A 20,646-nucleotide genomic window follows, 5' to 3' on the forward strand; every position below is an offset into this window, starting at 1 on the left:
GTCAACCATGACTGACTCCACTTCTGCATCGTCCTCCGCATCCCGAGTCCTCTCGGGAATCCAGCCCACGGCGGATTCCTACCACTTGGGCAACTACCTCGGAGCTCTCAAGCAGTGGATTGACCTGCAGGAGAGCTACGAGGCTTTTTACTTTATCCCGGACCTGCACGCCATCACGGTGGAGCAGAACCCGGAGGAACTGCGTCACCGCACTATCGCGGGTGCCGCCCAGCTCATCGCCTTGGGCATTGACCCGGCGAAATCTACCCTCTTTGTGCAGTCCCACGTGCCCGCGCATGCGGAGCTGACCTGGGTTCTGCAATGCCTGACCGGTTTCGGTGAAGCCTCCCGCATGACCCAGTTCAAGGACAAGTCCTCCAAGCAGGGCCAAGACCGCACCACGGTGGGCCTGTTTACCTACCCCATGCTCATGGCCGCCGATATTCTGCTCTACTCCCCGCACTATGTGCCGGTGGGGGAGGACCAGCGCCAGCACCTCGAGCTCACCCGCAACCTGGCGGAGCGCTTCAACAACAAGTACGGCGAGGTCTTCCGCGTTCCGGAGCCTTTCATTCCGGAAGGCTCGGCCAAGATTTATGACCTGCAGGAGCCGACCTCCAAGATGTCGAAGTCGGGCGCGAACCCGAAGGGCATTGTCAATCTTCTCGACGCCCCCAAGACCTCCGCCAAGCGCATCAAGTCCGCCGTGACCGATGACCTTGGTGTGGTGGCCTTTGACCGCGAGAAGCAGCCGGGCGTGTCCAACCTGCTGGCTATTCAGTCGGCGCTGACGGGCGAGAGCATCGATGCCCTCGTGGAGAAGTACGCAGGCCAAGGTTATGGCCACCTCAAGGTCGATACGGCCGAAGCCCTTGAAGCGTTTACCACTCCGCTCAAGGCTCGCTACGACGAGCTCATGGAGGACCGCGGCGAACTCGAGCGAATCTTGGCCGCGGGCGCTGCGCGCGCGACGGAGATTGCTTCCCCGCTCGTGGACAAGGTCTACGAGGCAGTGGGCTTCCTCCCCGCACGTCGCGCCTGAGTTGGTTAGCATGTGAGGGACGTTTAATAGACAACATAAAAGGGGTGTGCCCGTGGCACCAACGACACGCACTGATGAGAAGAAGACCGATGAATACGGTATCGAGCGCGCGCACGCTGATGAACCGGGTGCGGTAGACAAGGCCCGTGAGAAGTCTGGCTTCATCGACCACATTATGAAGATGCTGGACCGCTACGGCAGCCAAGGCGGCAATCAGTTTGCCGCGGGTATCACCTACTTCTCGGTTCTGGCTATCTTCCCGATTTTCATGCTCGTTGTCGCCGGTGCGGCTACGGTGCTGGCCAACCGCCCAGACTTGATGCAGCAGCTGGAAGAACAGATTGCCAACTCTGTTTCGGGTGATCTCGGTGATTCCATAACTGAGCTGCTGAAGACGGCCATTGATAAGCGCGGTGCCATGTACGGCATCGGTGGTCTGACCACCCTGTGGTCCGGATTGGGCTGGATGAACAACCTGCGCATCGGTATTTCTGCAATGTGGATGCAGGATCCTACTGACGCTCCTGGCAACTTTGTGACCAAGAAGCTCAGCGACCTGCTGGGTCTTATCGGTCTGCTTGTCGCCTTGGTGATTGCATTCGGCGTTACCGCGGCTGGTTCTTCTGGTTTGACCCAGAAGGTCTTTGAATGGGTAGGTATTGATGCCTTCCCAGGCATGGATGCAGTGCTTGTTGTGGCCGGTATTGTCATTGGCCTCATCGCGAACTTCTTCGTCTTCTGGTGGATGGTGGCCTTCCTGCCACGCACCAAGGTGCCCACCAAGTCTGGTCTTATCGGTGCGCTTATCGGCGCTGTGATCTTTGAGGTCCTGAAGCAGCTGTCCACCGTCATCATGTCTTCGGCGACTGGCAACCCGGCGGGCGCAGTCTTTGGACCGGTCATCGTCCTCATGGTTGTCATGTACCTGGTGTGGCGCGTCGTGCTCTACGTATCTGCCTGGACCGCCACCACCGAGGAATCCCTTGAGCTGCTCGAGCCGCCAGTCCCAGCCCAGGCAGTCATCCGCGTACGCAACGAAATCAAGAAGGGCCCGAACACGGGCGTAACCCTGGGCGCAGGTGCTGCCCTGGGTGCGGTTGCTGCCAGCGCTGTGGCCCTGCTGCGTCGAAAGTAGGCTTGTGCTTCCCGAAACCCCTGCACCGAACCTGTATACCCACTTCACCCTGGACCCGCAGGCGACGTCGAACGACCTTGGCGTGCAGCTCGCGGCTGCCGACGCCAACCTAGAAGACATCGGCTACATCCCCGAGGATGTCGAGCGCCAAGAGATAGCGGTGGCCGCCCGCATTCTGTGCGAGCCGTCGTCCCGCGCCACCTACGATCAGGGCCTTGAGAGCGGGCGCCAGCCAACGTGGCGCCAACTGGAAGAGTTCGCGGAAACGGGGCGCTGGCGCACTGAAGCTTCGAGTACAGACGCTTCGAGTACAGAAGCTTCCAGCGCAGAGAGCTTTAGCCCCGAATCTCAGCCTGTTTCTGTCGACCCCAGCCCGGCTCCGTCTCAGGACTCCCAGCGCGCTACCCCCGGCAACCGCGTGCTTATGGCGATTCTCGATTACATCATTGCAGCCGTCGTCGTCTCAGCCGTCGTGAGCTTCGGCCTCTCTGATCCCAATGCGCACGCCGCCCTCGTGATGGGCGCGTCCAGCCTGTTTACCGTGGCCTACTACCTTGTCTCCGAGGTCTACCTCGGTGCCACGCCCGCAAAGCTGATCGCTGGTTATACCGTCCGTGATGTGACAACACACAAGAATCTCACCTGGCAACAGAGCATTAAGCGCAACTGGTGGCGTGTGGCCTCCCTCGTGCCGCTCATTGGACCACTTGTGGCTTTGGTTGGCGCGCTTTACGTGGTCACCACCATTGGCCCTAAGAACGCGCTGCGCGGCCAGCACGACATCATGGCTAACGCCGAAGTAGTGAAAAAGTAGCCACGACCACCACGAGCAAGGCGACGAGCCCCGCCACCATCCAACCGATCCAGCCCTGCGAGTCCTCGAACGATGAGGATGAGCGGGGCTGAGTCGTTGCTGGGGCCTCGGTAGAGGTAGGCGGAGTGGGTGTCGGAACGACTGTCGTTTCCTCAGCCGCCTGCGCTGAGAAATCCTCCAGCTGGCCTACGCCATGGCCGGGGGTGACGGTGTAGGATTCGTCGAGAAGCATCTGCGCCTGCTCCCACGCCCTAAAGCCGTGATCGACGGTGGTGTCCAGGATGACGGCCTGGAGGCGGCGCCCGTCGCGATCAATGGCACCGACGAAGGTGTGCTGTGCGTCCTCGGTATAGCCGGTCTTGCCGCCGATGCCATCGGGATCATTGAGGTAGAGCCCGTTGTCATTCCAGAGTTCGTAACCGGGCATCTCGCCCCAGCCGGGAAAATCCACGTGTTCGGTGTCGACGATGCGCGCAAAGGTGTCATTGGCAAAAGCCTCGCGATAGATGAGCGAGATATCCGCGGCAGACGTCGACATTCCCGCGGCATCGAGCCCCGAGTAACTCGCCGCGACGGTGGAGCGCGTGCCAATCTCGCGAGCCTTCTCATTCACCTTACGGAGGGCGTCCTCGTCGCCACCCAGCGCGGTTGCGAGGGCATGGGCGGCATCGTTGCCTGAGGCCATGAGCAGGCCCTGCAACAGTTGCTCCACCGTGTAGGTGCCCTCCGGCCCAATGCCAACGGCGGAACCTTCGACAGAAGCGTCTTCCATCGTGGCGGTAATGCGCTGGTCTAACGGGAGCTCCTCAATCACCACGAGCGCCAGCAGGGCTTTGATGATTGAGGCTGGGCGGTAGCGCCCATTGGGGTCCTTCATCGCGATGATCTCACCCGAGTCAAGGTCACTGACCATCCAGGCTGAGGCCACAACGTCTTTGTTGACCTTAAAACCACGCGGCGCCGTGACCCCGCAGGCGGCGCCGTCCACTGGCGGCAGGGGAGTAGGCGTGGCCTGGCCGGGGGCGAGCTCCTCAGAGGTCGTGCTCGGTTCGGCCGGGACGAGCGAGTGCGGGCAGGAATCAGTATCGGGTGCTGTGGTACGGGTGGGCAGGGACGATGATGTCTCGTCGGATTCCTCCGCGTACGCCGGTGGGGTGATGAGCAGCGTGAGGGTAGCGATAAGCGCGAAGACATGTTTCATAACGTGCTTAATCCTAGACCCCGTCCTAGGATGAACCCCATGCATGACGCACCTTTGATTAGCCCCGAAAACAAGGACTCTGGAGCCGAAATTTTCGCCTCCCTGCCCAAGGTCACGCTGTTCGTACAGCTGCCGGCGGATGCTTCCACCCCGGAGGAGCTGCGCGCGGCCACTCGTTCCGTGGTGCAGGCGCTTGTCGACGACCACGTGGTCTACGCCGAACTCCGCCTCCCCGCCGACTCGTTCCCCTTCTCACGCGATGAGGCCCTGGCGGCAGCCGCTCAAGGTCTTGAGGTGCCGGGGATCGATGCGCGATTGGTTGTGCACGGAGAATCCTCCGAGCATGCGGCGGGTGTAGTCCTAAGCGATTTCACGAAGGCCCCGGCGCTGCGCGAGGAGTTCATTCCGTGGGAGTTCGATGCTGCGTCTTATGACGACGCGGTGGCTGCCGTGCGTGCGGGTGCCACCCGCCTTGTTCACGCGACGGATCTCATTGATGATTTCAGCGCTGACCTTGATGGTGTTCGCCCGGGTAAGGCGTCGGCATGGGTACGTGATCGCCGCATTGCTCTGACTTTCGCGCCCCTTGAGGAGCTTCCGGCCGAGGAGCTCGCCGACCACCCCCTGCCGCTTTTGCAGCAGCTCGGCTTCACCTGCACCGTCGCGGGCGACAAGCTCAGCGATGTCTTCGTGGCGCTCAGTGAGACCTTTGGTTACGGCCTGGAGGAGTTCTTCGACCTGACCATCAAGGCCATCGAGAACTCCTTCGCTAGTGAGGAGGACCGTCAGCGCCTCATCGAAGAGGAAATCCTGCCCGCATATGAAGACCTCGCGGACCCGGAGTTTGCTGAAGACGCTGACGTTGCAGACGACGAAGAAGACCTCTCCGCCGCTGACTAGGCGCTGATTAACGAGGCGCTCATTAGAAGCGCGAGAAGCGCTTGGTCAGCATCTCTTCCAAGCCCTTCCAGGATTCCGCGTGCTCGGTGTAGGGCTTGGACGGAACATAACCCGCATGCTCGGTGGAACCCAGCATGTAGCCCAGGTAGTCCTGGAAGCGCGGGTTCTGCAGCATGTAGGAGTTGATGGAATCATCGCCAGCCCAGTCGGCGGCATCGGCGCAGATTTCATAGCAGCGGCCCATCTGGTCGCTATCAACAGACTCGGGACCCTTCTCAATGTCACGGACGATGCCATTGAAGGTGTACTGGTTATCCGGGTGAACGGTGACCTCGAGCTCGCCCGCATTGGCTGCAGCAACGACTTCTTCCCAGGTGGAGACCTTCGCTAGGTCGTGGTCATCGTTTTCCATGATCCAGCGGGTGAGTACCTTGGAGGTAGGGAAGGTGAAGATTTCGCCCCACTTACCCAAGAAGACCGGCTTGCCATCCAGGTAGGTGCGCAAGGTGTAGACCGACTTCTGGTTAGCGGTGATCTTGACCGGGTCAATACCGGCAGCAGCCCACGGGGAGCTGTCGTACGGGTCAGCTGCCTCAGCGGCGGCCTTTCGCTCTTCTTCGGCCTTCTTGCGGGCCTCGGCAGCAGCTTCCGTGGCCGCGGAGATGCGGGTAGCCGCGTTTGCCGTGGCATCGTCAGCAAAGTCTGCGGAGGGCACGACCTTGACTACCTTGTCGAGGTCCTCAATAACCTCGCGCCAGTTCGCGAGAACGACGCTGCCCACGCCAGACCACTCGTTCATACCTGCATCGCCGGCGTAATGATCCGCTCCGCGCGCAGGGTTGCGCAGGATAGAGTGCGAGGCAAAGAAAATAACCGTGTGCTCTGCGGCGGAGACCTCAGCGAGAGCATGGGCAATCTCCAAACAGCGAGCTACCGAGGATACGTTCTCGTGGCTGGGGCGGCCAGCCAGGTACTTCGGCATTCCGACGAGGTCATAGACGTGCTTCTTGTCCGGCACGACTCGGTCCGCAGCCTGGGAGTTAAAGACTTCCCACTTGGGGTGGTCAAGCAGGTCATGCTTCTTGTCTGATTCGAGGAAGCACAGCATGTCGGCTTCGGTGTGGAACAACAAGACAGACTCATCATCGCCAAGGAAGGCCTGCCATTCGGAACCATTCTGACGCCACTTCGGCGCCCATAGGGTATAGAAATCGCCCTCAGACAAAGAGAGCTGGACGGGGACAATCGCGCGTGTGTTCATGGGGAAACAGTCTACCCTGTGGGCCTCCAGAAGCCTTTGAAAGCCATCCCCATGTTGTTGGTGCGCAATGGCCCAGTCTGTACCGGGCTTCCCGCTTCAACGATTTGTCCGTCGCCGGAGTACATGGCGACGTGCCCGTCCCACACCACGAGGTCACCTGGCTGTAGCTCTTCGGCGCTGACTTGCCGGCCCACTGTTTGGCTTTCCGCGGTTCGGGGCAGCTCTACTCCGGCCTGCCGCCACGCCCACTGCGTCAGCCCCGAACAATCGAAGCTCCCGTTGCCCGTTCCTCCCCATCCATAAGGAGTTCCCACCTGCGATAGGGCTGCCTGTGCTGCGGCCTGTCCCTGCTCGGAACCGCCTTCGACTGCAGGTTCCCTAAGCGCATGGCGCGCCACGGTGACATCAGTGCTGTCCTGGCGGCCGCGGACTGCGGGCCGTACGGCACGCTGGCCGATCGGCACTAGGGGAGCGGCTGCCTGGAGTAGTTCCCCAGCAAGGCGTTTAATGCGCATCATGGCTTTGCCTATGTACTCCATGGCCAGAGCTTGCAGTGCGGAACGTGCAGCGGCCTGCGCTGCTGGGTTCGGGATAAGTAATCCAAGGGTGAGCGGAAGGCCGCGCTGTAACAGCTCGAATCCAAGCCCCACGAGATCCCGAATTGTTGCCGAAATCAAACTCCGCGCAGAGCCCAGTGCCGAATGCACGGTGGAGATGTCCTCGGTGGCCTGCCGGGAGACGTCGAAAAGCGCCTGCGGATCTCCATGCGCAATCTCCGCCAAGGGGCCCGCAGCAGTGAGGTCCGGTACGGTGGGCAATCCCACATTAGGCAGTTGTGCTGGCTGCATCCGGGCGATCTGGGCAATAGCTGATTCCAACATCACAGACCCCCACACGCACTGGCGAGCGCATTGTCGGCATCCTCAGCCTCACGCGCCATGCGGAAACTAGACTCCGCCACCGCAGCGGCATCGGCTCTGACCTGGGTAAGGCGAGCAGATAGGTTTTCTAAGGCAGCGTCGAGTGCACTCGTAAACCCCTGCAAGACAGGGTCATTCGGCAGCTCAGGAGGAGGGGTAGGGGAGCCCTGGGCGGCCTCAGCAAGCTCGTACGCCAAACGGCGCGCGTATTCGGTATCAATGGCAAAGGTATCGAAGTCAGTCATGTCCTATTAGACTGCCCAACCTGCCAATCGGTTCCCGCCCAACTCTTATAGAGTGGTGGACATGGATATCCACGTTGTAGACCACCCCCTCGCCACATCCCGTCTCACCCTTATGCGCGATGCCCGCAGCGACAACGCCGCTTTCCGCGCTGCACTGCGTGACCTCGGCGCCATGCTCGTTTACGAGGCGGCCCGCGACCTCCCCGTTGAGCATTTCGACTGTGCGACTCCTGTCGCCACTGCGGACGGCACGCGCCTGCAGGATCCGCCGATTGTCGTCCCCATCATTCGCGCTGGCCTGGGCATGGTCGACCCGGCTCTGTCGATGATTCCTGATGCCCAGGTGGGATTCATTGGCATGGCGCGTGATGAGACGACGCACCAGCCGGTCCCGTACCTTGAAGCCTTGCCGGAGGATCTCAGCGGTCGCAGTGTTTTCGTTGTCGACCCTATGCTCGCCACGGGTGGCTCCCTACTGCATTCCCTCAAGCTGTTGGCAGATCGCGGTGCCACGGATATCACCGCCATTTGTATGGTCTCCGCGCAGCCGGGCGTTGATGCCCTCGCCAACTCTGGCCTGCCGGTTCGCCTCGTGACTGCGGCTATCGACCCCGAGCTCAACGACGATGCCTACATCGTTCCAGGTTTGGGCGACGCTGGCGACCGCCTGTACGGTCCGCGCAATATCGATCTTTAAAAGGCGCCCTGGGAAACCGCAGACCACTCAGTATATCTACTGTCTGACCTGCCCGACTAACTGAACCGCATGGTCTAGTTGTAGACTCTTCCCCATAGAAAACCACGGAGGAGGAAGCAGTGATCTCGGATTATGTGAGTGAGTGGTTCACCAACCACCGCGCAGAGGTCATCGCGTGGCGTCGTCATATTCACCGCCACCCGGAAACCTCCAATAATGAGATAGAAACCACTCGCTTCCTCGCCCACACCTTGCGTGAGTATGGCCTGGAGCCGCAGCTTTTCCCTGAGACCGGACTCATGGTGGACATCGGCCCTGACACGGAGCTTGGCCGTTTGGCGTTCCGTGCGGATCTTGATGCCCTTCCGGTCACCGAGGTCACCGGGCTCGAGTACACCTCTGAAGTACCCGGCGTTATGCATGCGTGCGGCCATGACATCCACACCACCATTGCGCTAGCCACTGCCTGTGCACTGGCCGATTTCCATCGCGAGCACCCCCTTGACTTTGGCATCCGCGTGATTTTCCAGCCCGCCGAGGAAGTGTGGGTCGGCGGTGCCACTGATGTCATTGAATGGGGCGCGCTCGAAGGTGTGAATTCGATTTTCGCCGTCCATGTTGAGCCTAAGCTTCGCGTCGGACGCATTGGCGTTCGGGCGGGCGCTATCACCTCGGCTACCGATGTGGTTGAAATCAACGTGACCGGTCCTGGTGGCCACACCTCGCGCCCACATTTGTCGGCGGACGTCGTCTATGCGTTGGGCAAACTCCTGACTGATTTGCCGGGACTGTTGTCGCGCCGCGTTGACCCCCGTACCGGTACGGTCCTGGTCTTTGGCCAGGTCAATTCAGGATATGCGCCGAATGCCATTCCGGAGACCGGCACTGTGTCTGGCACGATGCGCACAGCGGACATTGGCATCTGGCGTGAGATGCAGACTCTGTTCTCTGAGCTCGTGGAGCAGGTTCTGGCGCCGTTGGGCGTTGAGCACGAGTTGGTCTACCGCCGAGGGGTTCCGCCGGTGCTGAACGACGACGTCTCAACCGCCCTCCTCGCCAGTGCCGCCCAAGCCATCGACCCACAAGCCGTGGTCCAAGCGCCGCAGTCCTCAGGCGGTGAGGATTTCTCCTGGTACCTCGAAAAGGTTCCCGGCTCCATGGCCCGTCTGGGCTGCTGGTCTGGCGAAGGTGAGCAGCACGATCTCCACATGGGCGATTTGGCTCCAGATGAGCGGGCAATCGGCGTGGGTGTCAAGCTCTTTGGGTCGGTGGCGGAACAGTTCGCCAACGTGGAGGATTAGGGCTTTAAGCATTACACTGTGACACGGATTTCCCAGAATTTAATTTAAGGAGCGACATTGTCACAGGAAGCCCCCCGCATCGTAATCATTGGTGGAGGCCCCGCTGGCTACGAGGCCGCGACTGCCGGCGCCAAGTACGGCGCACATATTACGTTGGTTGAGGAACAGGGCCCTGGTGGCTCCTCCGTTCTTTTGGACTGCGTTCCCTCGAAGTCCTTTATTGCAGGTGCCAACATCCGCACCGACTTCCGCCGCGCTGATGACATGGGCCTTGACAACCAGCTCAGCTCCCTGAAGCTGAACCTGCAGGCGCTCAACGGCCGTGTGCAGGCGCTGGCGGCTAATCAGTCCCGCGACGTGCGCGCGGGCTTGGAAAAGATTGGTGTCACGGTTATCGATGGCCGTGCGGCCTTCTCCGAGGACCAGCACGGAGTGAAGGGTGCCGCCCACAAGGTCGATGTCACCCATAAGGATGGCACCACCGAAACCCTTGAGGCGGACTTAGTCCTCGTTGCCACCGGTGCCACCCCACGCATTCTGCCGGGCGCGCAGCCGGATGGCGAGCGCATCCTGACCTGGCAGCAGGTCTACGACCTCAAGGAGGAACCAGAGCACCTCATCGTGGTCGGTTCTGGTGTGACCGGTGCGGAGTTCGTCTCTGCCTTCGCGGAGATGGGCGTGCGCGTGACCATGGTGGCGTCCCGCGACCGCATTCTGCCGCACGATGACGCCGATGCTGCCGACGTCCTCGAGACCGTCCTGGCCGAGCGTGGCGTGGAACTGGAGAAGAACTGCCGCGTGGAGACCGTCTCCCGTACTGAAGACGGCAACGTTGTGGTCAAGACCCAGGACGGCCGCGAGATCCACGGCTCCCACGTCATTATGTCCATCGGTTCCATCCCGAATACCAAGGACCTAGGCCTTGAGCACGTCGGCGTGGCCACCACGAAGTCCGGCCACATTGAGGTGGACCGCGTCTCCCGCACCAACGTTGCCGGTATTTACGCCGCTGGTGACTGCTCCGACCTCTTCCCGCTGGCTTCCGTTGCTGCAATGCAGGGCCGTATCGCGATGTACCACTCCCTGGGTGAGGGCGTGTCCCCGCTGCGTCTGAAGACCGTCGCCACCGCCGTGTTTACCCGCCCGGAGATTGCCGCTGTGGGCTTTACCCAGGCTGAGATTGAGGCCGGCGAGGTGGCTGCCCGCACCGTCATGATGCCGCTGAACACCAACCCGCGCGCCAAGATGCGTTCTCTGCAGCATGGCTTTGTCAAGCTCTTCTGCCGTGCAACCTCCGGCCGCGTCATCGGCGGCGTGATTGTTGCTCCGACTGCCTCCGAGCTCATCCTGCCCGTCGCTGTCGCCGTGACCAACCAGCTCACCGTGAACCAGCTGGCGGATTCCTTCGCGGTTTATCCGTCCCTGTCCGGCACTATCACTGAGGCAGCTCGCCGCCTGGTTGCCCACGACGACCTAGAGTAGAACCTCCTACTTCTCGGTTTAGAAGCCCAGTGTGCTTACCGCATGCTGGGCTTCTTCCATAGTGAACTTCTCGCCGTACTCGCTGGTGAGTTGCTCGAGCAGTGCTGGGCCCGACATCGGCATCATCTCTTGGTAGCTGTTCGCTGCTTCAACGGCCTCGGCCATCCAGTCACCGTTTACTGTGTCAACGGCGTACTGAGCCTGCTCTGGAGTAAAGCTGTCGCCATACTCAGAGGTGAGCTGGTCATATAGCTTGGCTTTAGAAAAGGCGGCGAAGTCGAGATAGTTTTCTGCGGACTCGAGAGCTTCAGCATTCCAGTCCACGTCGAGCTGATCGATCGAGTACTGTGCCGCCTCGGGGGAGAATTGCGAGCCGTAGTCGCTCGTGAGCTGGTTATACAACTTAGCTTCGGAAAAGGCTGAAAAATCCAGATAGCGCTTCGCTGCGCGTAGCGCATTCGTGTAATCCTGTGGCACGGCTTCGTCATTGTTGCCAGCGCCGGCATCATTGCCCGAAGTTGAGTCCAGTTCAGCTGCGGCGTTAGTGATATCAACCGTCGGGGTGCTGAGTTCAGCGTCCAGCGATTCGGTAGCCGTGATGCTGGAGCGTGGTTCCGGTGCGGCGGTGTTTGAGGAATCGCCATCAGAACCTGCGTTGAGAGCGGCGCTGCCAAGTACGAATACTGCGAGTGCACCCGCACCCCATTTGAGGCAGCCGCCCTTCTTCTTTTTCTTCGGCGCTGGCTGCGTCGGTGCTGGCTGCTCTGGAGTTGGTTCCGAAGGGAACTGCGGAGCTGCATAAGGGTTGGACATGAGAGAAAACCTCCTGCGTTAGAGAGACAGAGGCTCGGTGCGGTGCCGAACGAGTCCTATCTTGGCAAGCCCTCTGGACATGGCCGCAGGAAATTCGAAAGCCTAGGCGAAAAGGCGTACTAGGAGGTGGCGTAGGCAGAATCGGGAGAGACGTTGAGGTCGAGGCTGACAGGTCTGCCTGCCTGCGGGAAAGCGCGCTGCGGGCAGGCAGGGCGTGGGCATGCGGCGCAGCCGGGGCCGATGGGAGTGGCCTCGGACGGGGAGTGGTTCAGGGCGTCGGCATAGACGACGCGATCGGCTTGAGAGATATCGCAGCCGAGGCCCACAACGAATTCTTTGCGCGGGGTACCCCACGCTTGTGCTTGGCCTTGAACGAAGCGCGCGATCCAGAGGTAGGTGTGGTCGTCTGGCATGGAGGCCACTTGGCGTGTGATGCGGTTAGGGGTTTCGAAAGCGCGGTGCACAACCCACAGGGGGCAGGATCCACCGCTGCGGGCAAAGTGGAAGGCGGTGGAGGATTGGCGCTTGGAGATGTTGCCCGCGCGGTCGGTGCGGATGAAGGAGAAGGGGACACCGCGGTGGCCGGGGCGCTGTAGCGTCGATAAGCGCTGCGCGGTGGTCTCGAAACCGGTGCCGAAGGCGTTGGCGATGACATCAATGTCGTAGCGCGTCTCTTCCGCGGTGGCGAGGAACTGGGTATAGGGCATGGTCACGGCGGCGGCGAAGTATTGGGCAAGGCCGAGTGTGCCGATGGCTTGGGCTTCCTCACCGGGGAGCTCGGCAACGAGTTCGGCGCAATGCTCGGGGTAGGCCAACAAGCAGTATTGGAGCGCCATTTCAAAGACAAGCTGGGCTTCGGAAAGACCCGCCCGCAGGTGTAGCTCGCGGTTACGGAATGTGCGGCGGCGTGGGGACGGGGAGGAGAATCGTGTGCTGACACCGAACTCCTCCTGCAGAAGGGAGGCGAGGCGGCCACGGCGCAGGACGCGGTCGCCGAGGAGTTCCGATAGTTCCTCGGCGGCGACGTCGAGACTATGAACGTAGTTGTGGGCGTCGTAGAAGAAGTCACGGACTGCCTCGAAGGGGCCGGTTTCCGCGGGGGTGTGCGCGGCGGCGTCGACAAGCCGGGGCAGCAGTTCGGGGAAACGTCCGCTGAGGTCGGTAAGCGTTGCCTCGGGTGCTTCGGGGAAGAGCTGACGTAGTTCGGCGAGGGCGCGCAAGTCGCGGTCGCCGGCGAAATAGGTGGAGTCAATGTCGAAGCGCTGCGTGAGCTGCATGAGAACAGTGACGGTGAGAGGGCGCTGATCGTTTTCCAGTTGATTGAGATAGCTCGTGGACAGGCCAAGTTGCTTGGCCATGGCCGCTTGAGTGAGCCCGCGTTCCTTGCGTAGCGCGTGGATTCTCGCCCCCGCGTAGTGCTTCGTCATCGCTCGAATCCTCCAAAAATGCTACATGAACTGGGATGTCCACAATGTTCGCGAATAACGCAAAGACTTGCAACAGATTTCCACAGTTTACACATGTGGCGGGCCGCACGTTCGGATAAATAGTGTGAGGGCTATCGCAGTCGCAGTTATTGCCTAGGAGGAGAACACGTTGATTAACCACGAAGTACGGACCCACAAGTCCGCTGAGGATTTCCCCATCGAGGAGCACCTCGCACACAAGATTGCCAAGGTCGCCACTGATCCGGTCGAGGTCCCGGCTGAGACCACCGAGATGATCATCAACCGCATCATCGACAACGCCTCTGTTGCTGTAGCCTCTGCTACGCGCCGTCCTGTGACCTCGGCGCGAGTGATTGCGCAGGCCCATGAGACGTCGGAAAGCGGCGCCACCATCTTCGGTGTTGACGGTACCTACTCCGCCGAGTGGGCAGCGCTGGCCAACGGCACTGCCGTGCGCGAGCTGGACTACCACGACACCTTCCTTGCTGCGGATTACTCCCACCCGGGCGATAACATCCCGCCGATTCTCGCCGTGGCTCAGCACAAGGGCCTGGCCGGCAAGGACCTCATCCGCGGCTTGGCCACCGGCTACGAAATCCAGGTCAACCTGGTCAAGGGTATCTGCCTGCACGAGTGGAAGATTGACCACGTGGCACACCTTGGTCCGTCCGTCGCCGCGGGTATCGGCACCATGCTGAACCTCGACGTCGACACCATCTACCAGGCCATCGGCCAGGCACTGCACACCACCACCGCCACCCGCCAGTCCCGCAAGGGCCTGATTTCCTCCTGGAAGGCCTACGCCCCAGCCTTCGCGGGCAAGATGGCCATCGAGGCAGTAGACCGCTCCATGCGCGGCGAAGGTGCCCCGGCCCCGATTTGGGAAGGCGAAGACGGCTTCATCGCCTGGATGCTCCACTCCCCGGAGCGCACCTACACCGTCCCACTGCCGGCTGAAGGTGAAGAAAAGCGCGCCATCCTGGACACCTACACCAAGGAGCACTCCGCGGAGTACCAGGCACAGGCGCCTATCGACATGGCCTTTGCCCTCAAGAAGACCCTGGCTGAGAAGGGCCTGAAGACCGAGGACATCGAGTCCATCGTCCTCCACACTTCGCACCACACGCACTACGTCATCGGCACCGGCGCCAATGACCCGCAGAAGATGGATCCGAACGCCTCCCGCGAGACCCTGGACCACTCCATCATGTACATCTTCGCCGTGGCCCTGCAGGATGGCGAGTGGGATTACGAGACCTCCTACTCGGACGAGCGCAAGCACCGCCAGGACACCATCGATTTGTGGCACAAGATTTCCACCGTCGAGGACCCGGAGTGGACCCGCCGCTACCACTCCAACGACTTGGAGGAGAAGGCATTCGGCGGCAAGGCTGTCATCACCTTCAAGGACGGCACCGTGATTGAGGATGAGCGTGCAGTGGCCGACGCCCACCCGCTCGGCGCCCGCCCCTTCGGCCGCGAGGAGTACATCAACAAGTTCAAGAAGCTCGCCGCCGGCAAGGTCTCGGAGGAAGAGCAGGAGCGCTTCCTTGCCGCGGTACAGGACCTGGAGAATCTCACCGACCTCAACGAGCTCAACGTTCGCCTCACCGACGAAGCACTCGCCACCGCACCAGAAACCCCGAAGGGACTGTTCTAAATGGCTGGTCTGTTTGGTTCCACCATCAGCAACGCAGAAAAGCGCAAGAATTTCCGCGAGGCGCTGAACGCGCCGGGAATCACCACCCTGCCGGGAGCGTTTAACCCGCTCACCGCGCGCCTTATCCAGGACCTTGGTGGCTTCGGCGGCGTGTACGTCTCCGGCGCGGTGTTGGCCAATGACTTGGGCCTGCCGGATATCGGCCTGACCACTCTCACCGAGGTGGCGCAGCGCGCCGGGCACATCGCTCGTGCCACGGACTTGCCGGTGCTTGTCGACGCCGACACTGGCTTCGGCGAACCCATGTCCGCCGCCCGCACGGTTGCCGCGCTGGAGGACGCTGGCCTGGCCGGCTGCCACCTAGAAGACCAGGTCAATCCGAAGCGCTGCGGCCACCTCGATGGCAAGGAAGTGGTGCCGACGGATCTCATGGTTCGTCGCATTACCGCCGCCGTCAACGAGCGCCGCGATGAGAACTTCATCATCTGTGCCCGCACGGATGCCGCCGGTATCCACGGCATTGATGACGCTATCGAACGCGCCAAGGCCTACGCCGGCGCTGGTGCGGACCTCATCTTCACCGAGGCCCTGTACTCGCCTGAGGACTTTGAGAAGTTCCGCGCCGCCGTGGATACCCCACTGCTGGCCAACATGACGGAGTTTGGCAAGACCGAGCTGCTGTCGGCTAAGCGCATCGAAGGCTTGGGCTACAACGCCGTCATCTGGCCGGTGTCCACCTTGCGCGTGGCCATGGGCGCTACCGAAGAGTTCCTGCGCGACATGCAGGAAACCGGACTGCAATCCGAGGAGTGGCTCGATCGTATGCAGCACCGCTCCCGCCTTTATGAGCTGGTGCGCTACGACGAGTACAACGCCTTTGACCAGAGCGTGTTCACGTACTCGAAGGACACCTACAAGCCCACTTTTGATTAATACCCCATAACTGCAAAGGAGAAATACCATGTCTGAGACCCCAGAGATCCGCAAGGGCCTGTACGGCGTTGTCGTTGATGAGACCGCCATTTCCAAGGTTGTCCCGGAGACCAACTCCCTGACCTACCGCGGCTACCCGGTCCAGGAGCTCGCCCGCTACTGCTCGTTCGAGGAAGTGGCGTACCTGCTGTGGAACGGCGAGCTGCCGAACCAAGGTGAGCTCGTGCGTTTCTCCGCTCGTGAGAAGGCACTGCGCCACCTGGACCGCCACCTCATCGACCTCATCACCTCCATGCCGAAGTCCTGCCACCCGATGGACGTTCTGCGCACCGCAGTCTCCTTCATTGGTTCCCAGGACCCGGAGGAGTACACCAAGGACTCTGAGCACATCCGCCGCACCGCGCTGGAGCTCATGGCGAAGCTGCCGACCATCGTCGCACTCGATATCCGCCGCCGTCGCGGTGAGGGCTACATCGAGCCTTCCCGCAAGAAGGGCTTTGCGGAAAACTTCCTGTGGATGGTCTTTGGTGAGGAGGAAGGTTCCCCGGCACTGTCGCGCTCCGATATTGAGGCCTTCGATAAGTCCCTCATCCTCTACGCTGAGCACTCCTTCAACGCCTCCACCTTCGCCGGCCGCGTGGTGACCTCGACGATGTCGGACACCTACTCCGCCGTTACCGCCGCCATCGGCGCTCTGAAGGGCCCGCTGCATGGAGGTGCCAACGAAGCCGTGATGAAGAACTTCCTCGAGATTGGTGACCCTGCCAAGGTAGAGGAGTGGACGCTCAACAAGCTCAAGAACAAGGAGCTTGTCATGGGCTTCGGTCACCGCGTGTACAAGAACGGTGACTCCCGTGTTCCGACCATGGAGGCAGCCTTCCGCGAGCTGGCCAAGGACCACGGCCAGGAGCAGTGGGTGGAGATGTACGAAATCATGGCCAAGACCATGTACGAGAACACCTCCATCAAGATCCAGCCGAACCTGGACTTCCCGGCTGGCCCTGCGTACCACATCCTGGGCTTCGACATCGAGTTCTTCACCCCGATCTTCGTGATGGCCCGCATCACCGGCTGGACCGCACACATCGTGGAGCAGAACGAGAACAACTCCCTCATCCGCCCGCTGTCTGCCTACAACGGCGAGGAGCAGCGCTCCGTGCCGCCGAAGGAAATCTAGCGAAGGAAGAATTAGACCAGCGTGCTCATGCAGTGCGCTGGTCTTTTCGCTTCTATTTTCCCAGTTTATGTACAGGTTGCGGATTTCTGTTGACCTATATGTCGAATTCCGCCTCACGTGAACCCGAAGGGCACTACTCTGAGATCTGTATCGTGCTTATCTGAAAGGATTACTCCCAGTGTCTGATACCGCCCACAAATCCTTCTCCAAGGTCTTGGTGGCAAACCGCGGCGAAATTGCCGTGCGTGCTTTCCGTGCGGCCTTCGAGGTTGGTGCCAAGACGGTCGCCATTTACCCCAAGGAAGACCGCAACTCCTTCCACCGCGCGTTCGCTAACGAGGCAGTGCGCATTGGTACCGAAGGCCAGCCGGTCAAGGCTTACCTGGACATCAATGAGGTGATTCGCGCCGCTAAGAAGTCCGGTGCGGATGCCATTTACCCAGGCTATGGCTTCCTCTCTGAGCGTGCGGATCTGGCGCGCGCATGCCGTGACAACGGCATTAAGTTCATCGGCCCCACCGCTGAGACCCTGGACCTGACCGGTGACAAGGCTGCCGCTGTGGCTGCGGCCGAGGAGGCGGGTCTGCCGACTCTGAAGGACTCGAAGCCCTCGACGGACGTCGACAAGCTGGCGGAATACTCCAAGGACTTCGAGTTCCCCGTCTTCGTAAAGGCAGTTGCTGGCGGTGGCGGCCGCGGTATGCGCTTCATTGAGAACGAGGCGGAGCTGAAGACCAAGTGTGCGGAGGCTTCCCGCGAGGCGGAGGCCGCTTTCGGTGATGGCAACGTCTACCTCGAGACCGCGGTGATTCGCCCGCAGCACATTGAGGTGCAGATTCTGGCTGACTCCCAGGGCAACGTCATGCACCTGTATGAGCGTGACTGCTCCGTGCAGCGTCGCCACCAGAAGGTCGTGGAGATTGCCCCGGCCCCGACGCTGGACCCGGAGCTGCGTGACCGCATCTGTGCGGACGCCGTGAAGTTCTGTGAGCACATCAACTACGAAGGCGCCGGTACCGTTGAGTTCCTCGTCGATGAAAAGGGCAATCACGTCTTCATCGAGATGAACCCGCGCGTGCAGGTGGAGCACACCGTAACTGAAGAGGTCACGGGCGTGGACATCGTGAAGTCCCAGATGCAGATTGCCGCGGGCTTTTCCCTAGACGAGCTGGGTCTCAAGCAGGAAGACATCCACATCAACGGCGCGGCCCTGCAGTGCCGTATCACTACTGAGGATCCTTCCAACGGTTTCCGTCCGGATACCGGTACGCTGACCCAATACCGTTCGCCGGGTGGTGCGGGCGTGCGTCTCGACGGTGCAACGGCCGTCGGCGCGGAGATTTCCCCGAACTTCGACTCCCTGCTGGTGAAGATGACCTGCCGTGGTGCCACCTTCGAGCAGGCGGTATCCCGCGCCCAGCGTGCGCTCAACGAGTTCACCGTGGCCGGCGTGGCCACCAACATCGGCTTCCTGCGCGCACTGCTGCGCGAGCCGGACTTCGTCAACACCCGCGTGGACACCAGCTTCATTCCGGAGCACCCGGATCTGCTCAAGGCCCCGCCGGCCGTGGACGAGTCTGGTCGCATCATCGACTACATCGCGGATGTGACCGTTAACAAGCCGAACGGCGAGCGCCCGACCACCCTGCGTCCCTTCGATAAGCTGCCGGATCTGGACTTTAACTCTGAGCTGCCGCGCGGTTCCCGCGATGATCTGCTGGAGCTCGGCCCGAAGAAGTGGGCAGAAAAAATCCGCAAGCAGGACGCCTTGGCCGTCACCGATACCACCTTCCGTGACGCCCACCAGTCCCTGCTGGCTACCCGCGTGCGCGGCACCGCGTTGGTCACGGCCGCAGAGGCCGTCGCCCGCATGACCCCGGAGCTGTACTCCGTGGAGGCATGGGGCGGTGCCACCTACGACGTTGCCATGCGCTTCCTCAAGGAGGACCCGTGGGTCCGCTTGGACCTGCTGCGTGAGGCTATGCCGAACCAGAACATCCAGATGCTGCTGCGCGGCCGTAACACCGTGGGTTACTCGCCGTACTCCAACGATGTGTGCACCGGTTTCGTGCAGGAGGCCGCCAAGTCCGGCGTGGACGTCTTCCGCATCTTCGACGCGCTGAACGACGTCACCCAGATGCGCCCGGCAATCGACGCCGTCCTGGAGACCAACACCACCGTGGCTGAGGTTGCCATGGCCTACTCCGGCGACATGTGCTCCCCGGATGAGAAGCTCTACACGCTGGACTACTACCTCAAGCTGGCCGAGGAGATCGTGAACACCGGCGCCCACGTCCTGGCCATCAAGGACATGGCGGGCCTGCTGCGCCCGGAGTCTGCATCCAAGCTGGTTATGGCTCTGCGCAAGGAGTTCGACCTGCCGGTTCACGTGCACACGCACGACACTGCCGGTGGCCAGTTGGCTACCTATTACGCGGCAGCGCTTTCTGGTGCCGACATCGTCGACGGTGCTTCCGCACCGCTGGCGGGCACCACCTCCCAGCCTTCGCTGTCCGCCATCATCGCGGCGTTCTCCAACTCCTCGCGTGATACTGGCATCTCCCTCAAGGCAGTCTCCGACTTGGAGCCCTACTGGGAGGCCGTGCGCCAGCTCTACCACCCGTTCGAGAAGGGTATTCCGGGACCGACCGGCCGCGTCTACCGCCACGAGATTCCGGGCGGCCAGCTGTCCAACCTGCGTGCGCAGGCTACCGCGCTGGGCTTGGAGGACCGCTTCGAGATCATCGAGGACACCTACGCAGCGGTGAACGAGATGCTCGGCCGCCCGACCAAGGTGACCCCGTCTTCCAAAGTGGTCGGTGATCTCGCCCTGCACCTCGTGGGTGCCGGTGTGGATCCGGCTGACTTTGAGGCCAACCCCACCAAGTACGACATCCCGGATTCCGTCATCGCCTTCCTGCGCGGTGAGCTTGGTACGCCTCCGGGTGGCTGGCCGCCGCTGCGCGACAAGGTCCTCGAGGGCCGCGCGCCTGGCGACGTCACCGTGAAGCCAGTTCCGGAAGAAGAGAAGGCTCATCTAGCCTCGGATGATTCCACCGAGCGCCGCGCTTCCCTTAACCGCCTTCTTTTCCCGAAGCAGTTCGAGGAGTTCAACGAGTTCCGCCGCACCTTTGGCAATACCGAGGCGCTGACGGATACTGTCTTCTTCTACGGTCTGGAAGAAGGAAAAGACTACATCGTTCACTACTTCCCGGAGGGCTCCACCGACCGCGCGGATCTTAAGCCCATCACCTTGCGTCTTGACGCGATGGGCGAGCCAGACGAGAAGGGCATCCGCAACGTGGTGCTCAACGTCAACGGCCAGATCCGCCCGCTCAAGGTACGCGACAACAACGTCGAGTCCACCGTTGCCACCGTGGAGAAGGCTGACCCGTCCAACGATGGCCACGTGGCCGCACCGTTCGCTGGCGTGGTCAACCCGACCGCCAAGCCGGGCGACGAGGTCAAGGCCGGCGACCAAATCGCCGTCATCGAGGCCATGAAGATGGAAGCCTCCATCTCCGCCACCAAGGATGGCACCATCGAGCGCGTCGCCATTGGCGCCGCCACCAAGGTTGAGGGCGGCGACCTCATCGCCGTTATCAGCTAGAACAGCC

General features: G+C 61.5%; 17 protein-coding genes. 11 read left to right on the plus strand and 6 right to left on the minus strand.

The window, feature by feature from the left end; translation table 11 throughout:
• Positions 1-7: 7 nt before the first annotated feature.
• From trpS to HMPREF2875_RS12875, 3 genes are read left to right on the plus strand one after another with little or no spacing between them, the layout of a single operon-like run.
• A complete protein-coding gene (trpS, locus tag HMPREF2875_RS12865) occupies positions 8-1,042 on the plus strand; it encodes a tryptophan--tRNA ligase (protein ID WP_070673617.1) in 1,035 nt (344 codons plus the stop codon).
• Between the two features lie 52 nt (positions 1,043-1,094).
• Positions 1,095-2,177, plus strand: coding sequence for a YhjD/YihY/BrkB family envelope integrity protein (locus HMPREF2875_RS12870; RefSeq protein ID WP_070673618.1), 1,083 nt, complete (start codon positions 1,095-1,097; stop codon positions 2,175-2,177).
• 4 nt (positions 2,178-2,181) lie between these two features.
• The gene (locus tag HMPREF2875_RS12875) at positions 2,182-2,991 is read left to right on the plus strand and encodes an RDD family protein (protein WP_070673619.1); all 810 of its coding nucleotides are present in this window, start codon (positions 2,182-2,184) and stop codon (positions 2,989-2,991) included.
• Here the strand turns inward: HMPREF2875_RS12875 and HMPREF2875_RS12880 are convergent.
• Positions 2,966-4,192 carry a D-alanyl-D-alanine carboxypeptidase family protein gene (locus tag HMPREF2875_RS12880; RefSeq protein ID WP_070673620.1) on the minus strand — a complete coding sequence of 409 codons (1,227 nt, stop codon included), beginning with the start codon at positions 4,190-4,192 and terminating at the stop codon, positions 2,966-2,968. The genes HMPREF2875_RS12875 and HMPREF2875_RS12880 overlap by 26 nt on opposite strands.
• A 39-nt stretch (positions 4,193-4,231) precedes the next feature.
• Between HMPREF2875_RS12880 and HMPREF2875_RS12885 the strand changes: the two genes are divergently transcribed.
• Complete coding sequence (locus HMPREF2875_RS12885; RefSeq protein ID WP_210388202.1) at positions 4,232-5,092, plus strand: amidohydrolase family protein; 861 nt, start codon at positions 4,232-4,234, stop codon at positions 5,090-5,092.
• Positions 5,093-5,114: 22 nt separating this feature from the next.
• On the opposite strand, the gene HMPREF2875_RS12890 is transcribed toward HMPREF2875_RS12885, so the two are convergent.
• The 3 genes from HMPREF2875_RS12890 to HMPREF2875_RS12900 are packed head-to-tail and all read right to left on the minus strand — an operon-like array spanning position 5,115 to position 7,518.
• The gene (locus HMPREF2875_RS12890; RefSeq protein WP_070673622.1) at positions 5,115-6,353 is read right to left on the minus strand and encodes a hypothetical protein; all 1,239 of its coding nucleotides are present in this window, start codon (positions 6,351-6,353) and stop codon (positions 5,115-5,117) included.
• 11 nt (positions 6,354-6,364) lie between these two features.
• Positions 6,365-7,234 (minus strand): C40 family peptidase, encoded by an 870-nt coding sequence (locus HMPREF2875_RS12895; protein ID WP_070673623.1) that lies wholly within the window; start codon positions 7,232-7,234, stop codon positions 6,365-6,367.
• A complete protein-coding gene (locus tag HMPREF2875_RS12900) occupies positions 7,234-7,518 on the minus strand; it encodes a hypothetical protein (RefSeq protein ID WP_070673624.1) in 285 nt (94 codons plus the stop codon). The genes HMPREF2875_RS12895 and HMPREF2875_RS12900 overlap by 1 nt, the downstream gene beginning before the upstream one ends.
• Positions 7,519-7,579: 61 nt before the next feature.
• Between HMPREF2875_RS12900 and upp the strand changes: the two genes are divergently transcribed.
• From upp to HMPREF2875_RS12915, 3 genes are all read left to right on the plus strand, one after another.
• Positions 7,580-8,215, plus strand: coding sequence for a uracil phosphoribosyltransferase (upp, locus tag HMPREF2875_RS12905; protein WP_070673625.1), 636 nt, complete (start codon positions 7,580-7,582; stop codon positions 8,213-8,215).
• 119 nt (positions 8,216-8,334) lie between these two features.
• A complete protein-coding gene (locus HMPREF2875_RS12910) occupies positions 8,335-9,516 on the plus strand; it encodes a M20 family metallopeptidase (RefSeq protein ID WP_070673626.1) in 1,182 nt (393 codons plus the stop codon).
• Between the two features lie 57 nt (positions 9,517-9,573).
• Positions 9,574-10,998 carry an NAD(P)H-quinone dehydrogenase gene (locus HMPREF2875_RS12915; RefSeq protein WP_070673627.1) on the plus strand — a complete coding sequence of 475 codons (1,425 nt, stop codon included), beginning with the start codon at positions 9,574-9,576 and terminating at the stop codon, positions 10,996-10,998.
• 18 nt (positions 10,999-11,016) lie between these two features.
• Here HMPREF2875_RS12915 and HMPREF2875_RS12920 read toward each other — a convergent pair whose 3' ends face one another.
• Both HMPREF2875_RS12920 and HMPREF2875_RS12925 read right to left on the minus strand, forming a co-directional pair.
• On the minus strand, positions 11,017-11,811 hold the full coding sequence (locus tag HMPREF2875_RS12920) for an Ltp family lipoprotein (RefSeq protein WP_070673628.1): 795 nt from the start codon (positions 11,809-11,811) through the stop codon (positions 11,017-11,019).
• A gap of 119 nt (positions 11,812-11,930) precedes the next feature.
• Complete coding sequence (locus HMPREF2875_RS12925; RefSeq protein ID WP_070673629.1) at positions 11,931-13,238, minus strand: short-chain fatty acyl-CoA regulator family protein; 1,308 nt, start codon at positions 13,236-13,238, stop codon at positions 11,931-11,933.
• Positions 13,239-13,407: 169 nt separating this feature from the next.
• On the opposite strand from HMPREF2875_RS12925, the gene prpD reads away from it, so the two are divergent.
• The 4 genes from prpD to HMPREF2875_RS12945 all read left to right on the plus strand — a co-directional run bounded on the left by prpD (position 13,408) and on the right by HMPREF2875_RS12945 (position 20,639).
• The gene (prpD, locus tag HMPREF2875_RS12930) at positions 13,408-14,919 is read left to right on the plus strand and encodes a 2-methylcitrate dehydratase PrpD (protein WP_070673630.1); all 1,512 of its coding nucleotides are present in this window, start codon (positions 13,408-13,410) and stop codon (positions 14,917-14,919) included.
• A complete protein-coding gene (prpB, locus tag HMPREF2875_RS12935) occupies positions 14,920-15,852 on the plus strand; it encodes a methylisocitrate lyase (protein ID WP_070673631.1) in 933 nt (310 codons plus the stop codon).
• Positions 15,853-15,880: 28 nt separating this feature from the next.
• Positions 15,881-17,029, plus strand: coding sequence for a bifunctional 2-methylcitrate synthase/citrate synthase (locus HMPREF2875_RS12940; protein WP_070673632.1), 1,149 nt, complete (start codon positions 15,881-15,883; stop codon positions 17,027-17,029).
• Between the two features lie 178 nt (positions 17,030-17,207).
• On the plus strand, positions 17,208-20,639 hold the full coding sequence (locus tag HMPREF2875_RS12945) for a pyruvate carboxylase (RefSeq protein WP_070673633.1): 3,432 nt from the start codon (positions 17,208-17,210) through the stop codon (positions 20,637-20,639).
• Positions 20,640-20,646 lie beyond the last annotated feature (7 nt).

The organism is Corynebacterium sp. HMSC078H07, from assembly GCF_001812805.1.
Classification (GTDB): domain Bacteria; phylum Actinomycetota; class Actinomycetes; order Mycobacteriales; family Mycobacteriaceae; genus Corynebacterium.